Source organism: Dietzia psychralcaliphila (assembly GCF_003096095.1).
GTDB classification, from domain to species: Bacteria; Actinomycetota; Actinomycetes; order Mycobacteriales; family Mycobacteriaceae; genus Dietzia; species Dietzia psychralcaliphila.
This window is the reverse complement of the sequence record NZ_CP015453.1, coordinates 3,680,148-3,695,512: the sequence shown is the minus strand read 5'-3', so window position 1 is coordinate 3,695,512 and position 15,365 is coordinate 3,680,148. Positions and strand designations below refer to the sequence as shown.

Sequence of the window (15,365 nt, the reverse complement as noted above, 5' to 3'; positions counted from 1 at the left end):
GCGCCCGAGTTCCCGCCCCGAACTCCCGACCCGGGGCGCGCCCCGATTCGCGGGTCGGGTCAGCCTTCGGGGCTGCGCAGCGGCATCTCGTGGACCTCGCGGACGAACTCCGGCAACGGGGCGCCGGTGCGCAGGACGGTGGCGATCGCCGGATCCGCCAGGTGGAGCCGCCCCACCGAGATGAGATCGAACTGTCCGGCCTCCAGGCAGTCCACCACGGCATCGATGTTGTCCGCGGTGTGGGCCGGCTTCCCGGACTTCTGTTCGCGGAGCGAGGCCCCGATCCCCACCCCGCCCACTGCGCCCGTCGGCAGCCCGGTAAGTCTGCGGGCCCAACCGGCCAGCGACAACTCGCCGTCGTCGCCCTCCAGGTCGGGAAAGGCCGGGTCGTCGAAGCGCCTCGTTGAGGCGTCGAACAGGTCCACCCCCGCCTCGGCGAGTGCGCCCAGGTACACGCCCAGCTCGTCAGGCGTGGTGGCCTTCCTGGCCGTGTAGTCCTGCTGCGTGTGCTGCGAGAAGCGGTAGAAGAGCGGGGCGTCGGCTCCGATCGCCGCGCGGACCCCCGCGACCACCGCGGCGGGGAACCGGCTGCGCGCTGCCAGGTCGCCGCCCCAGGCGTCGGTGCGCCGGTTGGTGTCGGCCCAGACGAACGAGTCGAGGAGGTACCCGTGTCCGCCGTGGAGGGTCACGCCGTCGAACCCGGCCTCCATCGCCAATCGGGCGGAACGGGAGAACGCGTCGATCACCTCGGCGATCTCGCCTTCGGTCATCGGCGCGACCTCCGGTGCCCAACGGGCGATGCTCCGCTCGGAGTACGTGGTGACGCCCGGGGTGCCCCACAGGCCCGACGGTCGCATCGGGTGCATCCCCATGAGCCGGTCCCGATTGGCCCGGTCGAAGCGGGCGTTGGCGCCCCAGAGCGGGCCGACGTGCCACAACTGCGCGAGGATGCGGCCCCCGGCCGAGTGGACCGCGTCGGTGACCTGCCGCCAGGCGGCCACGGACTCGGGACCGTCGAGGCGGGGGATCCAGGCGTGGTCCACCGAGGTCGGATGGTCGACACCGATCCCCTCCGTGACGATCAACCCGGTACCGCCGGCGGCACGGGACGCGTAGTAGTCGCGGTTCACCTCGTCGGGCAGGGCGTCCGGGCAGCCCATGCGCGTCATAGGCGACATGACCAGGCGGTTGGCCAGCTGCATGGACCTGACCTCGAGAGGGCGGAACAGCGCCTCACGAGTGGTGGTGACCGATGGCGTCATCTCTTGCGACCTCTTCTTCTCCGGTGACGGCGGCCCGCCAGGCCCACGCCCGTGCCGCTATCACTTGACAACTGTCAATAGTAGAGAAGTCCGACCCGTAGTGGAAAGCGTTCCGCCCAACCGACTCCACCGGGTCCTACGCTGGGGTGATGAGAGTCCTGGTCACCGGGGGCGTACGTTCCGGCAAGTCGAGACACGCCGCCGGCCTGCTGGCGGGTCGCGACCGCGTCACCTTTGTCGCACCCGGACCGGTGGCGGACGGCAGTGACCCCGACTGGGAGATCCGGGTCGCGCACCACCGCGCCCACCGGCCCACGCGGTGGGACACGGTCGAGACCGTGGACCTCGCGTCGGCGCTCGGGGACGCCTCCGGGCCGGTGCTCGTCGACTGCCTCGGTACCTGGGTCACCGCCGTCCTGGACCGCGCGGAGCTGTGGGATGCGCCGATGGACGCCGCACACAGGCTGGTGGACCAGCACGTCGCCGCGATCCGTGAGGCACTGTGGGAACACGACGACGACGTGGTGCTGGTGACCAACGAGGTCGGCTACGGGGTCGTGCCGCCCCATCGCTCCGGCGGGGTGTTCCGCGACCTCCTGGGCTCGGCCAATCAAGGTGTCGCCGAGGCGTGCGACGAGGTGCACCTCGTCGTGTGTGGTCGGGTGCTGCGACTGTGACCCGCCCCGCCCCGGACGTCGGAGAGTCTCGGTGGCACAGCCGGTAGCAGCCCGGAACCGCCGTAACCAGGCCGTCACAGTGCGTCGACCCCGTGCTTACACCGCGGACCTACGTTGATCCGGTCCGCGCACCCCGCGCGACATCCGTCGATCTTGCTTCGAGAGAGGCCGCGCATGTCCGCCACAGAATCGATCAGCAGCCATCACGACGGCACCCAGTCGCACGTCGAGGGCAGCGACTACCTGGCCAGGCGCCAGTTGAAGAAGGGCACCGCGGGGTGGGTGCTGCTCGCGGGTCTCGGCGTGAGCTACGTGATCTCCGGCGACTACTCCGGGTGGAACTTCGGTCTGGAACAGGGCGGGTTCGGTGGCCTGCTCATCGCGGCCGTGATCATCGCCGCCATGTATCTGGCCATGGTGCTGGGCATGGCCGAGATGTCCTCGGCGCTCCCGGCCGCGGGCGGCGGTTACACCTTCGCGCGGCGGGCGTTGGGACCGTGGGGTGGGTTCGCCACCGGGACGGCCATCCTCATCGAGTACGCCATCGCGCCCGCGGCCATCGCGACGTTCATCGGCGCGTACGTGGAATCCCTGAACCTGTTCGGCATCACCGACGGCTGGTGGATCTACCTCGCCGTGTACGCGATCTTCATCGGCATCCACCTGTCCGGTGCAGGTGAGGCGCTCAAGGTCATGTTCGTCATCACCGCGATCGCGCTCGTCGGACTCATCATCTTCGCGGTGGCCGCGGCGGGTCAGTTCGAGGCGTCCAACCTCACCAACATCGCTCCGACCGACGCCGCCGGTGCCTCGAGCTTCCTGCCGTTCGGCGTCATCGGGATCTGGGCCGCCGTTCCGTTCGCGATCTGGTTCTTCCTCGCCATCGAGGGTGTGCCGCTGGCCGCCGAGGAGGCGAAGGACCCGTCCAGGAACGTCCCCCGCGGCATCATCGCGGCGATGGGCGTCCTGCTCGTCACCGCGACCGCCGTCCTGGTTCTGGCCACCGGGGCCGGCGGAGCAGATGCCATCCAGTCCTCGGGCAACCCGCTGGTCGAGGCGCTCGGAGACGGGACGGCCGCGAAGGTCGTCAACTACATCGGGCTCGCCGGACTCGTCGCCAGCTTCTTCTCGATCATGTACGCCTACTCCCGTCAGCTGTTCGCGCTCTCCCGCGCCGGCTACCTGCCCACGACGCTGTCCGTCACCAACTCGCGCAAGGCGCCGACCCTCGCCCTCATCGTCCCGGGTGTCATCGGGTTCCTGCTCTCGCTCACCGGACAGGGCGACATGCTGCTCAACATGGCGGTGTTCGGCGCGGCGCTCAGCTACGTCCTGATGATGGTCAGCCACATCGTGCTGCGCCGCAGAGAGCCGGACATGGAGCGCCCGTACCGCACCCCGGGTGGTGTCGTGACCACCGGTTTCGCGCTCGTCATCGCCGCACTGGCCGTGGTGGCCACCTTCCTCGTCAACAGCACGGCCGCGCTCTGGTGCCTGGTGGTGTTCGGTGCGTTCATGCTGTACTTCGGTATCTACAGTCGGCACCACCTCGTCGCCAACTCCCCGGACGAGGAGTTCGCCGCCCTGGCCAGAGCGGAAGCAGAGCTCGAATGAGGACGTACACCCAGCAGGTCTCGGGAACGACCTATCAGTTCGACGGCCTCGTCGAACTGATGGCCAAGGCGTCGCCCCAACGATCGGGGGACGAACTGGCCGGGTGCGCGGCGTCGTCCGATGCCGAACGGGCCGCCGCGCAGTGGGCGCTCGCCGACGTCCAGCTCGAGACCTTCCTCGAGGACCTGCTGGTGCCGTACGAGACCGACGAGGTCTCCCGCCTCATCGTCGACTCGCACGATCGCGCCGCCTTCGCCCCGCTGGCCCACCTCACCGTGGGTGGCCTGCGCGACTGGCTGCTCGAGGTCGCTGCCTCGCCCGGGGCGGCCGCGACGTTGGAGGCCGTCGCCGCGGGTCTGACCCCCGAGATGGTGGCGGCGGTGAGCAAGCTGATGCGCAACCAGGACCTGATCTCCGTGGCCCGCGCGGTCCGGGTGACCTCCGCGTTCCGCACCACCGTGGGGTTGCCGGGCACGCTCGCCACGCGCCTGCAGCCCAATCACCCGACCGACGATCCGCGGGGCATCGCCGCGGCCACCCTCGACGGTCTGCTCCTGGGCTCCGGCGATGCGGTGATCGGCGTCAACCCGGCGACGGACTCCCCGCACGCCACGTCGGACCTGCTGTACCTGCTCGACGAGATCCGGCAGCGTTTCGAGATCCCCACGCAGTCCTGCGTCCTCTCGCACGTCACCACGACGATGGAACTGATCGAGAAGGGGGCACCGGTTGACCTGGTGTTCCAGTCGGTCGCCGGTACCGAGGGGGCCAACTCCGGTTTCGGTGTGACCCTGAAGCTGCTCCGCGAGGCCAACGAGGCGGGCCGCTCGCTGCACCGCGGCACCGTGGGCGACAACGTGATGTACCTGGAGACCGGCCAGGGTTCCGCGTTGAGCGCGGGCGCACACCTGGGGACGGGCGGCCGGCCCGTCGACCAGCAGACCCTCGAGGCCAGGGCGTACGCGGTGTGCCGGGACCTTGAGCCGCTCCTGGTCAACACCGTCGTCGGGTTCATCGGACCCGAGTACCTCTTCGACGGTAAGCAGATCATCCGCGCCGGGCTCGAGGACCACTTCTGCGCCAAGCTCCTCGGGCTGCCGATGGGTGTGGACGTCTGCTACACCAACCACGCCGAGGCCGACCAGGACGACATGGACACCCTGCTCACGCTCCTCGGGGCGGCGGGCGCCGCGTTCGTCATCGCGGTCCCCGGCGCCGACGACGTGATGCTGGGCTACCAGAGCCTGAGTTTCCACGACGTGCTGTACGTCAGGCAGGTGTTGGGACTGACCCCGGCTCCCGAGTTCGCGGCCTGGCTCGACCGACTGGGGATGGTCGACGCGCACGGCCGGATCCTGGACGTCGACGCGACCGGATCGCCGCTCCGCGCACTGACGGGGACGCGATGAGCGGGATCGAGCCGTCCTTCTGGGACGAGCTGCGCCGCAGCACCCAGGCGCGCATCGGGCTGGGCCGCACCGGCGACTCGCTGCCCACCCGCCGCGTTCTGGAGTTCCGGTCGGCCCACGCCGCCGCACGCGATGCGGTGCACATGCCGCTGGACGTCGACGCTCTCGCCGCGCAGGTGGGGGAGGTCGGCATCGGCGCGCCCGCCGTGGTCACCTCGCAGGCTTCCTCGCGAGCGGAATACCTGCGGCGGCCGGACCTGGGCAGAGTGCCGCACGACCTGTCCCCGATCACCACGGGGGAGTTCGATGTGGGCCTCGTTCTGGCCGCCGGGCTCTCGCCCCGGGCACTGATGGACCACGGCGCCGGGCTCCTCGACGCGTTGGTGACCGAGCTGTCCGAGCTGTACTCGATCGCTCCACCGGTGATCGCGACCGAGGCGCGGGTGGCGCTGGGCGATCATCTCGCGCAGGCGATGGGAGTGCGCACGGTCGTGGTGATCATCGGCGAGCGTCCGGGACTGTCGGTCGCCGACAGTCTGGGGATCTACCTGACCCACCTGCCCGCTCCGGGCACCTCCGACGCCGGCCGCAACTGCATCTCCAACATCCACCCGCCGGACGGGCTGGGCTACGCCCGGTCCGCCCACGTCGTCGCCCGGCTCATCGCGGGTGCCCGAGCGCTCGGCGCGTCCGGGGTGGCGTTGAAGGACACCTCGCGGGCGGTCGAGGTGGACGCCTCGGACGCGCTGACGATCGAGTAGCGCCCGGGCCCGGAGGGGGCTACTCGGGTCGCCGTGCCGAGAACAGCGCGACCTGGCCGACCTGACGGGTTCGCACGCCGGCCATGCCGGCGAGGGCGGCGTCCAGATCCGCCATGGTGTCCTCGGCGTTGCCGAAGACACCCACGCGGTTGTACGTGCGGTTGAGCAGCCGCGCGGCGGGATTCGCGGTGGCAGGACTGGGTAGGACGGTGGAGCCGAACACCGTGCCCCCGGGGCGCAGGTGCCGGCGCAGCTCGGCAAGGCGATCCCACTTGGCGTGCCCCGGGATGCAGTGCAGCAGGAAGTTGAGCCCGATCGAGTCGAACTGCCGCTCGTCCCCGAGTGGCGCGAAGAACGACTGCTGGATCCGCTCCACCTGCTTCCCGGACCCGATGCGGGCCTCGGCGGCGGCGAGCGAGGCGTGGTTGAGATCCACCATGGTGATCCACGGGGAGTCGATGCGTTCGAGGAAGTAGCCCGTACCCGGCCCGATGTCGAGATGGGCCGGTCCGGCGTGACTCCGATAGTGGTCCACCAACGTCCGCGTCGGGCAGCGCCAGATCAGGGTGTTGGTCACCCCGAGCACACCGACGTCGTAGACGCGCAGCGTGCCCCGGTTGTAGATGCCAATGCTGGCGCCCCGGTCCCGGTGGTCGGCGGATCCTGTGGGCATGGGCCCTCCTGTCGTCGCGATGCGACGCTAACCCGCGGAGGTGGTTCAGCGGTGGCGCTCCGGTGGTGCAGCGGTGGCCCAGCGGTGGTGCTCCATGGGGACCGGGGAGCGCCGACGACACCGTGGACGACGACGACCTCGGCCTCCGCGCGCTCCGGCCGGGAGCCACGGGCTCTCTGCTCGGGGCCGGCTCGCTCCGCTGTTCCTGGCCGAGGGGACCCGCCCTCCCCAGGGTGTCGCCACCGGCACGCCGGTGCCTCGACTATGTCGCGAGCACCCTCGCTGAACGGGGTGAGGGCAGGCGTGCGGCGTTGGCGTCGGCGAGCAGCGCGTCGACCGTCTCGCGGGCGCAGGTCTTGTTGGAACCGATGAACCCCCGCGGTCCGCGCTTGATCCACCCGACCACGTAGGCGCCGGGGACCTCGGACCCGCCGGGGCGGTCGAGGACTCGGCTGTCGCGGTGGGGGATCGTCCCGGTGACGGGGTCGAACGGCACGCCCGGTACGGGCACTCCGCGGTAGCCGACCGAACGCAGGACCAGTCCTGCCGGCAGAACTTCCTCGGTCCCCGGGCGGGGAACCGCCCGCACGTCGCCGTCCAGGCTCGTCAACTCCGTACCCGCGATCCGCAGTCCCTCGACGCGCTCGGAACCGACGACCTCCACGGGTGCGGTCTGGAAACGCAGGATGATCCGCGGCCTTCCCGTCCGTGGCGCGCGGGCGGCCACCTCCGCGAGGCAGTCGAGCATGAGGGATCTCTGGGGATCGGCCTCCGCCGCCGGATCGATCCCGTCCGGGGCGTCGACGCGCAGGTCGATGTCGTCACGCGAGGCCAGCCCGACCAGTTCGGGCAGGGTGAACGCGGCCTGCGCGGACCCCCGTCGGCCCAGCACGACGATCTCGCGGACGCGACTGTCCCGCAGGGCCTCGAGGGCGACGGGGGAGATGTCGGTCCCGGCGAGGGACTCCGCAGGGGTGGCGAGGATCCTGGCGACATCCAGTGCCACGTTGCCGTTGCCCACGATGACGGCCCGCTCGTGGTCCAGCGGTACCCGGGCGTCGACATGGTCGGGGTGGCCGTTGTACCAGGACACCACCTCCGTCGCGGACATGCTCCCGGCGAGCCCGGTGCCCGGGATCTCGAGGGGACGATCGGTACTGGCTCCGGTCGCGTAGACCACGGCGTCGTGGTGAGCGGAGAGCTCGTCCACGGTGACATCCCGGCCGATCTCCACCCCCAGCCGGTAGGTGAACCCGGCCTGGGCCTCGATGAGCGCGAACAGGTCGGTGACCGACCGGGTCCGCGGGTGATCGGGGGCCACACCGTGCCGGGCGAGACCGTGGGGGACGGGCAGGCGATCGAAGACGGTCACCTCGACGCCCGGTTGCCTGAGCAGCTCGTCCGCGGTGTACAGAGCGGCGGGTCCGGCTCCGACGATCGCCACCCGCAGTGGTGCCCCGGCGGGGCCGCGGCCCCGCTCCAGACGGCGGATCGGGGGGACCGGCGCCTGGGGCGGGTACGGGCGTGACGGCGTGCTCAACACGGCATTGAGGTCCAGGAAGACCTGCTCGCCCGGGGCGAGGCGGTCATCCGGGACGATCGCCCCGACCGGGCAGGCGCCCACGCACGCTCCGCAGTCCACGCAGACGTCCGGGTCGATGTACAGCATCTCGGCGGTGGCGAAGTCTGGCTCGTCCGGGGTCGGGTGGATGCAGTTGACGGGGCACGCGTGAACGCACGAGGCGTCGGCGCAGCACGCCTGGGTGACGACGTGGGGCATCAGACGGCGGTGGCGTACGTGACGGGCGGCTCGCTGCGGTAGCGGGATGCCCGACCGTCGATCTTCAACGCCCGCCAGACCCGCCGTGCCAGCGGGTTCATCAGGCCGGACTGCTCGGCGAGCATGCGCACGTCGGAGAAGAGGTCGGACAGGAACTCGCGGGACCGCGGGCTGTCCCAGTACAGCTCGTCGATGACCTCGCGGGGAACGTCGAACTCCTCGCGGAACTCCTTGGTCGGCTTGAGGATGGCATCGCACAGCACCCGCATGATCACGGGGAACGCCAGGGAGACCGCGAAGATCTGACCGCGGCTCATCCGGGGCGCGTGGCGGGCGACGTAGGTGTGCGCGAAGGAGATGTGCCGCGCCTCTTCCGCCACGTGGATCTCCATGATGCGGCTCAATACGGGCGGCAGTTCGTCCGCGCCGCGCAGGATCTGCTTCTGGGTGTGGTCGATCGGCTCCTCGCCCGCGAGAACGCCGATGAAGAAGCCCACCGGGGTGAGGGATGCGAACCACGGGATGATCGGCGAGACCCGGCGCATCCAGCGCGGCAGACCGGGTACGTCGGCACCGATGATGTTGACGCCCTGCTGGAACATCTGGGTGTGGTGGCACTCCTCGGTCGCCTCGTGGGTGAGGTACCGGAACTCGGCCGACCCGTTGTCCAGGTTCGCGATGTACTGCATGATCCCGCGGATCAGGATGTTCTCGAACTGCAGGCCGACCTTCATGATGTTGGCCTGGCGCCACAGCCCGATCTCGATCTGTGTCTCGACGGGCAATGCCTGGTACCAGGGGTGGGCGCCCAGCGGGTCGACGTCCGCGGGCAGGACCCAGCGCTCGTCGCTGCGGTCCACGCGGAAGTCGGGGTGGTCCCAGGGGACGTCGACGAACGCGTCGAAGTGGCGCCTGACCGACGCCTCGGACAGGCGGAGCAGGGCGGCGTCGTACTCCGCGCGGGAGCTGCTCGGGGTTGGGGCCGCAGTCGGGGCCGAGGGTGAGGGGGCGGTGGTGGGCGTGGGTGCGGTCATGGCGATCCCTTTCGTTTCCGACGAGGTGGGTCGGAGAGAGCCTCGGAGTACAGAGTGACATTTGAGGTCTCTTTGTAACTGAGGCTAGGCAGCGCGGCCCCCCGTGTCAACGCCCGGGCGTCAACCGCTCCTGCCTGTCGGAGCCCGAGCCCCGTCGGGTCCTAGGCCCCCTCGGAATGTCCCCGCCCACCGCGGAGCTGTGGGCCGAGGTGTCTCCGGGCGAATTCGCGGGCCACGTCGGGGTCGTCCAGGTCGATGGTCGTCGAGGGGGTGAGGACGAACGAGATCACCAGACGGACGGCCACCTCGGCGGCCACCAGGAGTTCCTCGTGCGACCGGGAGTCGTCGAGACTCGTGGCCATCTCCGAGGCGAGGAACTCGGCACTGCTGCTGACCAGGGGTTCGGCCTGGACGGTGAGATACGGGACGGCGACCTCGGGTTCGCTCTCCAGGAGCCGGTTGAGCAGGCCGTGCGCGCGCAGGGTCTCGACCGTGTAGAGGAAACCCTCGGTCAGCTTGGATTCCACGTCGTCGTACCGGTCGATCTCCTGCTTCAGCCCGGCCAGGATGCGACCGGACTCGCGGAGCAGGACGGCGTTGATGAGCTCCTGTTTGTTGGCGAACCGGCGGTAGAGGGTCATCCGGGACAGGCCCGAACGTTGCGTGATGTCCCCCATCGTCGACCGGGTCACGCCGAAGAGCTCGAACTGCCGCAGGGCCGCGTCGAGGAGCTTCTCGCCGATATCGTCCGTGGTGCCGCTCGGCCCGTGGCGGTCCAGGGCGGCGCGGATGAAGGTCGCGGCGGTGAACGGGAGATTCGGGGGCATCGGTCGATTGTCCCCCACCGGGCGCGCTCGCGCCGCGGTGTGGAATGACCCGGTGTGGCATGACCCGCGACGTCGGGCCCGGATCATGCCGTCAGTCGCCGAGCGCGCGGCGGATCGCGTCGTCGATCCCGGTCATCTCCCACCCCGGGGGCAGCAGGTCCGGCGCCGGGCCGGCGGTCACCATGTCGTGGCGGAGACTCTCGATCAGCCCGGCGACGGTGCCGGCGTCCACGTCCATGAGGGGAGACAGTCCCGCCGCGACCAGATCACATGGCACGCCGAACACCGGGACGCGGAGTGTCGGGAGTCCGGCGACCCGGGAGAACCGGCGGAGCAGCGCGGGGTAGGTGAGGGCCTCCCCGCACCCGAGGTCGCCGTGCCCGGTGCAGGGAGCCACCTCGAGGGCGTGACACAGGGCCTCGAGGACGTCACGTTCGGCGACCGGCTCGACGCGGCTCCTGCGCATCCATCGGGGGACCGGTTGGACCGGCAACCGTTCACACAGGGTGCGCATCATCTCGAAGCCCACCGAACCGGAGCCGAGGACGATGCCGGCCCGCAGGGTGAACACCGGCGTGGGCCCGTCCGAGAGCAGCTGCTCGACCTCGAGCCGGGAGGTCATGTGGCGGGAGAGCGGGTGGCGGGGGCCTCCGGAAGGGGCGAGCCCGGAGACGTACACGCACCGACGGACACCGGCCGTGGACATGGCCTTGCGCATCGCGGCCGCGCCCGCCGCGTCCTCGGCCCGGAAGCCGGGCCCGGACCCCATCCGGTGGACCAGGTAGACGACCGAGTCCACCCCGGTCAGTGCGTCCGGCAGACATCCGGGGTCGAGGACGTCGCAGCGGACCGTCTCCACGCGGTCGCCCCACCCGTGCGCCCGCGCTCGCCGGGGATCGGTGACGCCGGCCCGGACGCGGTGCCCCCGGGCCAGCAGCGCGGGTACGAGACGCGATCCCAGATACCCACCCGATCCCACGACGAGGACGGTCATCCCGCGTCGAGGTCCTGTTCGATGAGGGCGGCGATCTCGGCCACCGCGGCGGCGTCGTCCCCGCTCACCGTGACCTCGGCCCCCTTCTCGGCGCCGAGCGCCATGATGAGCATGGCCGACGCGGCGTCGGCCTCCTCGCCGTCGAACGCGATCTCGATGTCCGTGTCGTACTTCTCGGCGGCCTCGGCGATGATCCCCGCCGGGCGTGCGTGCAGACCCTCGGCGGATCCGACGATGACTGTCGTGTTGGGCATGGTGTCTCCTGGGCGGTGTCGGTGCGGTGTGTGGGGGTTGGGCGGTGTGCGGGGGTCAGGCGGCGACGGCGGCGGGCGCCGGTGCCGTGACGGGAGCGGGGTCGCGGCGGGCGCTCTTGGCCAGGATCACCGCGGTGGTCGAGACCAGCATCCCCGCGAGGATGGCTACGAGGTAGCCCCACACCGGGTTGATGGCGAACACCACGAACAGGCCGCCGTGCGGCGCGTACGACTCCACCGAGAATGCCATGATGAGCGCTCCGGTGACCGCGCCACCGGCCATCATGGACGGGATCACGCGGACGGGGTCGGCGGCGGCGAACGGGATCGCGCCCTCGGTGATGAAGCTGGCGCCCAGCAGGAACGCGGCCCGGCCGTTCTCCTGCTCGACCTCACTGAACAGCCGCTTGCGGACGACCGTCGCCAGGCCCATGGCCAGCGGCGGCACCATGCCGGCGGCCATCACGGCCGCCATGATGCGGAGCGAGGCCGGGTTGTCGGCGACCAGTCCGGCGGTCGCGAAGGTGTACGCGGCCTTGTTGACCGGTCCGCCGAGGTCGAAGCACATCATCAGGCCCAGGATGATGCCCAGCAGGATCACCGAGGAGCCGCTCATCCCGCCCAGCCACGACTCCATGGCGGAGGTCAGCGAGGCCAGCGGGCGACCGAGCAGCAGGAACATGAGCAGGCCGATCGCGAGCGATCCGAGCAGCGGGATCAGCACCACCGGCATGAGGCCGGACAGCCAGCGCGGGGTCTTCCAGGTGGTCATCCACCGCACCAGGTAGCCGGCGAGGATGCCGGTGACGAGCGCACCGATGAAGCCGGCGCCGAGGGTGGCGGAGAGGGCGCCGCCCACGAAACCCGGCGCGATGCCCGGGCGGTCGGCAAGTCCGTAGGCGATGTAGCCGGACAGGACCGCGATCATGAATCCCATCGCGGCCTGGCCGATCGCGAACAGCACGGCGCCGATGTACAACCGCAGGCCGGCGTGGGTGAGCATCTCGGCTCCGGCGGTCCCGGCGGACACGATCTCGCCGTCGAGGTACCAGACCTGACCGGGCAGATCGGTCAACGTGAACCCGGTGGCCACCTCCTCCCAGACGAACGCCACGTCGTATCCGGCGAACAGGAATCCCAGCGCCAGCAGCAGGCCGCCGGCGGCGACGAACGGGATCATGTACGACACGCCGGTCATCACCGCGCGCTGCAGCCCGCGGGCCCAGTGCTCGTCCGAGCCGGATCCACCGGTGGAGGAGTCGCCGCCCGAGCCGGACGCCGCGGAGACGCGCTTGGCGTCCGGGTCGCCGGCAGCGGCCAGCGCCTCGTCGAGCACCCGCGCGGGGGAGTCGATGGCCTTCTTGACGCCGTACTCCACGACGGGCTTGCCCGCGAACCGGCCGCGGTCGCGCACGCCGACGTCGGTGGCGAAGATGACCGCGTCGGCGGCCGCGATCACGGCGGGGTCCAGCGGGGTGGCCCCGGCCGAGCCCTGCGTCTCGACCTGCAGTTCCACTCCCCGCCTGGCGGCCTCCTGGTCCAGGGAGTCGGCGGCCATGTAGGTGTGGGCGATGCCGGTCGGGCACGCGGTCACCGCGACCAGGCGGAGGGGCTGTCCGCCGCCCGTGTCGGAGCCGCTCGCCGTGGTGGTGGCGCGGGCGGACGTGGCGGTGGCGGTGGTGCCGGTGGACGCGGCGGACGCGGAGCTCGGGGTCGACGACGACGACGAGGCGTCCGCCGCCGGGGTGAGTACTCCCTGGATCACCGCGACGGCGTCCTCGGGGGTCGCGGCCGCACGGAGCGCGTCCACGAACTCCGAGCGCACCAGGTTGCGGGCGAGGGTGGCCAGGATCTTCAGGTGCTCCTTGCCACCGCCGGCCGGGGCCCCGATCATCAGCACCAGGTCCGCGGGACCGTCCTTGGCGCCGAAGTCCACCGGCGGGTCGAGCCGGGCGAACCCGAGGCTGGGCTCGGAGATTGCCTCGGACTTGCAGTGCGGGATGGCGATCCCGCCCTTCATACCGGTGGCCGCCTTGCCCTCGCGGGCCATCAGGTCGGTCACCAGCGCGTCGAGGTCGTCGGCGCGGCCCGCATCGACGAGCGCCCCGGCCAGGGACCGGATCACCTCGTCCTTGGTGCTGCCGAGATCGGCGTCGAGCCGCACCGTGGCGGTCTCGATGATCGGTTGGCTCATGGCCTTCCTCCGTGTTTTCTCAAGGGTCTGAACTCAAGGGTCTGAACTAGCGGGTCGTGCCAGGTGGTTCGGGATCAGTGGTTCGGGTTTAGTGGTTCGGAATGCGGTGGTCGGGATCAGTCGAGTCGGCGGACGGTGGCCCGGAACGTGTCCGGATCGAGTCCGAGCGGGAGTCCGGTGCCGGCGAGAGAGGCGGCCACGCTGCCGTGGGAGACGGCCCACGCGAGTCGCTCCGCGGGCGGGGCTCCCCGGGCGTCGGCCAGCAGGTATCCGGCGAGTGCGGAGTCGCCGGCCCCGACGGTGGATCGCACGCGGACGGGTGGGGTGGCTGCGAACCACGCCTCGTCGTCGTCGACCAGGACGGCTCCGGCGCCGCCCAGGGTGACCAGCACCGTCCCCACGCCCGTGGCGCGCAACGTGCGGGCGGTCTCCACCACGGGCGCCAGGTCCCCGTCCGCGGCGCGGCGTTCCAACTCCACGCCGTCGACCCCGGCGAGCTGGCCGAGCTCCTCGCCGTTGGGTTTGACCAGGTCCGGCGCGGCGGAGGGGAACCGGGCGGCGAGTGCGGCCAGCGGTGCGTCGGAGGTGTCCACGGCGAGGCGGGCCCCCGTCGCGCGCAGTTCGGCGACCAGGTCCGCGTAGAAGTCGACGGGCACGCCCCGCGGCAGCGAGCCGCTCAGCACCACCCAGGTGGCCTCCCCCGCGAGTCCGGCCACGTCCGCGCGGACCCGGTCGAGCATCTCGGCGGTGGCGACGGGACCCGGGGCGTTGATCTTGGTGGTGGTGCCGTCGGGGTCGGCCAGGGTGAGGTTCACCCGGACCGGGCCGTCGGCGGGGACCACGGTGGCGGGCACGCCCGATTCGGCGCACATGGTGACGAACGGATCGTGGCGCGGGGACGGGAACACCGCCCTCGCCTCGATCCCGCCCGCGGCCAGGACCCGGGCCACGTTGACGCCCTTGCCGCCGGGGGAGTCGTGGGACTCGGCGATGCGGTTGACCCCGCCGAGCGCCAGCGGCGCGGTCAGCACCGCCGACCGGTCCACGGACGGGTTCATGGTGAGAGTGACGATCATGGCAGGACGACCTCGATTCCCCTGTCTCGGAGGGCGGCGGCGAGTGCGCCGGTGGGTGGGGAGTCGGTGACCAGGACGTCGACCCGGTCCAGTCCCGCGAAGGAGACCAGGAACTCGTGGCCGAACTTGCTGGAGTCGGCCAGCACGGCCACCCGGCGGGCCGCGCGGCACATGGCGCTCTTGACGGCGGCCTCGTCGGGGTCCTGGGTGGTCAGACCACGCTCGACGTTCAGTCCGTTGGTGCCGAGGAAGGCGACGTCCACCCGGATCGTGTCCAGTGCACGTAGTACCGGTGCGCCGACGCAGGCGCCGGTGAGTCCCCGGACGGCGCCGCCGAGGAGGTGGAGCCGGGTGGCGCCGGAGCGGTGGAGGGCGTCCGCGACGGGGACCGAGTTGGTGATCAGGGACAGCCCGTGCCCCTCGGCGAGTGGTTCCACCAGCGCTTCGGCCAGGCAGGCGGTCGTGGATCCCGCGTCCAGCAGCACGCTGCCGCCCGGCGCCGGGAGCAGGCAGAGCGCGGCCCGGGCGATCGCGGACTTGGCGGTCACGTTCTCGGCGCGGCGGGAGGCCAGCGTCCGTTCGACGCGTCCACCCGGGACGGCGGGGACGGCCCCGCCGTGCGTGCGCTCGAGGACCCCCTCGGTCTCGAGCAGGGACAGGTCGCGGCGGATGGTCTCGGCGCTGACGTCCAGACCGGAGGCGAGATCGGCCACGGTGACGCGGCCGGTCGCGGCCAGAACCTCCGTGATGTGTCGTCGCCGTTCGCTGCCGTACATCGGGGGCCTGACCTTTCTCCGAATGACCGAATAT

At 71.2% G+C, this 15,365-nt stretch carries 14 protein-coding genes; 4 read left to right on the top strand and 10 right to left on the bottom strand.

The genetic code is table 11. From position 1 onward, the window contains the following. Nucleotides 1–59: 59 nt before the first annotated feature. Entirely contained in the window at nt 60–1,262 is a 1,203-nt protein-coding gene (locus tag A6048_RS17130; protein ID WP_107747026.1) for an oxidoreductase, read from the bottom strand. 149 nt (nt 1,263–1,411) lie between these two features. Here A6048_RS17130 and A6048_RS17125 point away from each other — a divergent pair, with 149 nt between their 5' ends. From A6048_RS17125 to eutC, 4 genes are all read left to right on the top strand, one after another. Then, nucleotides 1,412–1,939, top strand: a complete 528-nt coding sequence (locus A6048_RS17125) for a bifunctional adenosylcobinamide kinase/adenosylcobinamide-phosphate guanylyltransferase (RefSeq protein ID WP_107747025.1) — start codon at nt 1,412–1,414, stop codon at nt 1,937–1,939. A 174-nt stretch (nt 1,940–2,113) separates the two neighbouring features. Then, nucleotides 2,114–3,553 (top strand): ethanolamine permease, encoded by a 1,440-nt coding sequence (eat, locus tag A6048_RS17120; protein ID WP_107747024.1) that lies wholly within the window; start codon nt 2,114–2,116, stop codon nt 3,551–3,553. After that, complete coding sequence (locus A6048_RS17115) at nt 3,550–4,962, top strand: ethanolamine ammonia-lyase subunit EutB (protein WP_107747023.1); 1,413 nt, start codon at nt 3,550–3,552, stop codon at nt 4,960–4,962. The genes eat and A6048_RS17115 overlap by 4 nt, the downstream gene beginning before the upstream one ends. Continuing rightward, on the top strand, nt 4,959–5,723 hold the full coding sequence (gene eutC / locus A6048_RS17110; RefSeq protein ID WP_107747022.1) for an ethanolamine ammonia-lyase subunit EutC: 765 nt from the start codon (nt 4,959–4,961) through the stop codon (nt 5,721–5,723). The genes A6048_RS17115 and eutC overlap by 4 nt, the downstream gene beginning before the upstream one ends. A 19-nt stretch (nt 5,724–5,742) precedes the next feature. Here eutC and A6048_RS17105 read toward each other — a convergent pair whose 3' ends face one another. The 9 genes from A6048_RS17105 to A6048_RS17065 all read right to left on the bottom strand — a co-directional run bounded on the left by A6048_RS17105 (nt 5,743) and on the right by A6048_RS17065 (nt 15,331). Further along, nucleotides 5,743–6,396, bottom strand: coding sequence for a class I SAM-dependent methyltransferase (locus A6048_RS17105; RefSeq protein WP_107747021.1), 654 nt, complete (start codon nt 6,394–6,396; stop codon nt 5,743–5,745). 262 nt (nt 6,397–6,658) lie between these two features. After that, nucleotides 6,659–8,176, bottom strand: a complete 1,518-nt coding sequence (locus A6048_RS17100) for an FAD-dependent oxidoreductase (RefSeq protein ID WP_107747020.1) — start codon at nt 8,174–8,176, stop codon at nt 6,659–6,661. After that, nucleotides 8,176–9,210 carry an AurF N-oxygenase family protein gene (locus tag A6048_RS17095; protein WP_107747019.1) on the bottom strand — a complete coding sequence of 345 codons (1,035 nt, stop codon included), beginning with the start codon at nt 9,208–9,210 and terminating at the stop codon, nt 8,176–8,178. The genes A6048_RS17100 and A6048_RS17095 overlap by 1 nt, the downstream gene beginning before the upstream one ends. A 161-nt stretch (nt 9,211–9,371) precedes the next feature. After that, a complete protein-coding gene (locus A6048_RS17090) occupies nt 9,372–10,037 on the bottom strand; it encodes a TetR/AcrR family transcriptional regulator (protein WP_235027652.1) in 666 nt (221 codons plus the stop codon). A gap of 91 nt (nt 10,038–10,128) precedes the next feature. Next, a complete protein-coding gene (locus A6048_RS17085; RefSeq protein ID WP_107747017.1) occupies nt 10,129–11,031 on the bottom strand; it encodes an NAD(P)H-binding protein in 903 nt (300 codons plus the stop codon). After that, nucleotides 11,028–11,285 carry an HPr family phosphocarrier protein gene (locus A6048_RS17080; RefSeq protein WP_107747016.1) on the bottom strand — a complete coding sequence of 86 codons (258 nt, stop codon included), beginning with the start codon at nt 11,283–11,285 and terminating at the stop codon, nt 11,028–11,030. The genes A6048_RS17085 and A6048_RS17080 overlap by 4 nt, the downstream gene beginning before the upstream one ends. 55 nt (nt 11,286–11,340) lie before the next feature. Next, the gene (locus tag A6048_RS17075) at nt 11,341–13,479 is read right to left on the bottom strand and encodes a PTS fructose transporter subunit IIABC (protein ID WP_107747015.1); all 2,139 of its coding nucleotides are present in this window, start codon (nt 13,477–13,479) and stop codon (nt 11,341–11,343) included. Nucleotides 13,480–13,595: 116 nt separating this feature from the next. Then, nucleotides 13,596–14,555, bottom strand: coding sequence for a 1-phosphofructokinase family hexose kinase (locus A6048_RS17070; protein WP_107747014.1), 960 nt, complete (start codon nt 14,553–14,555; stop codon nt 13,596–13,598). Continuing rightward, nucleotides 14,552–15,331 (bottom strand): DeoR/GlpR family DNA-binding transcription regulator, encoded by a 780-nt coding sequence (locus A6048_RS17065; RefSeq protein ID WP_107747013.1) that lies wholly within the window; start codon nt 15,329–15,331, stop codon nt 14,552–14,554. The genes A6048_RS17070 and A6048_RS17065 overlap by 4 nt, the downstream gene beginning before the upstream one ends. Nucleotides 15,332–15,365: the final 34 nt, after the last annotated feature.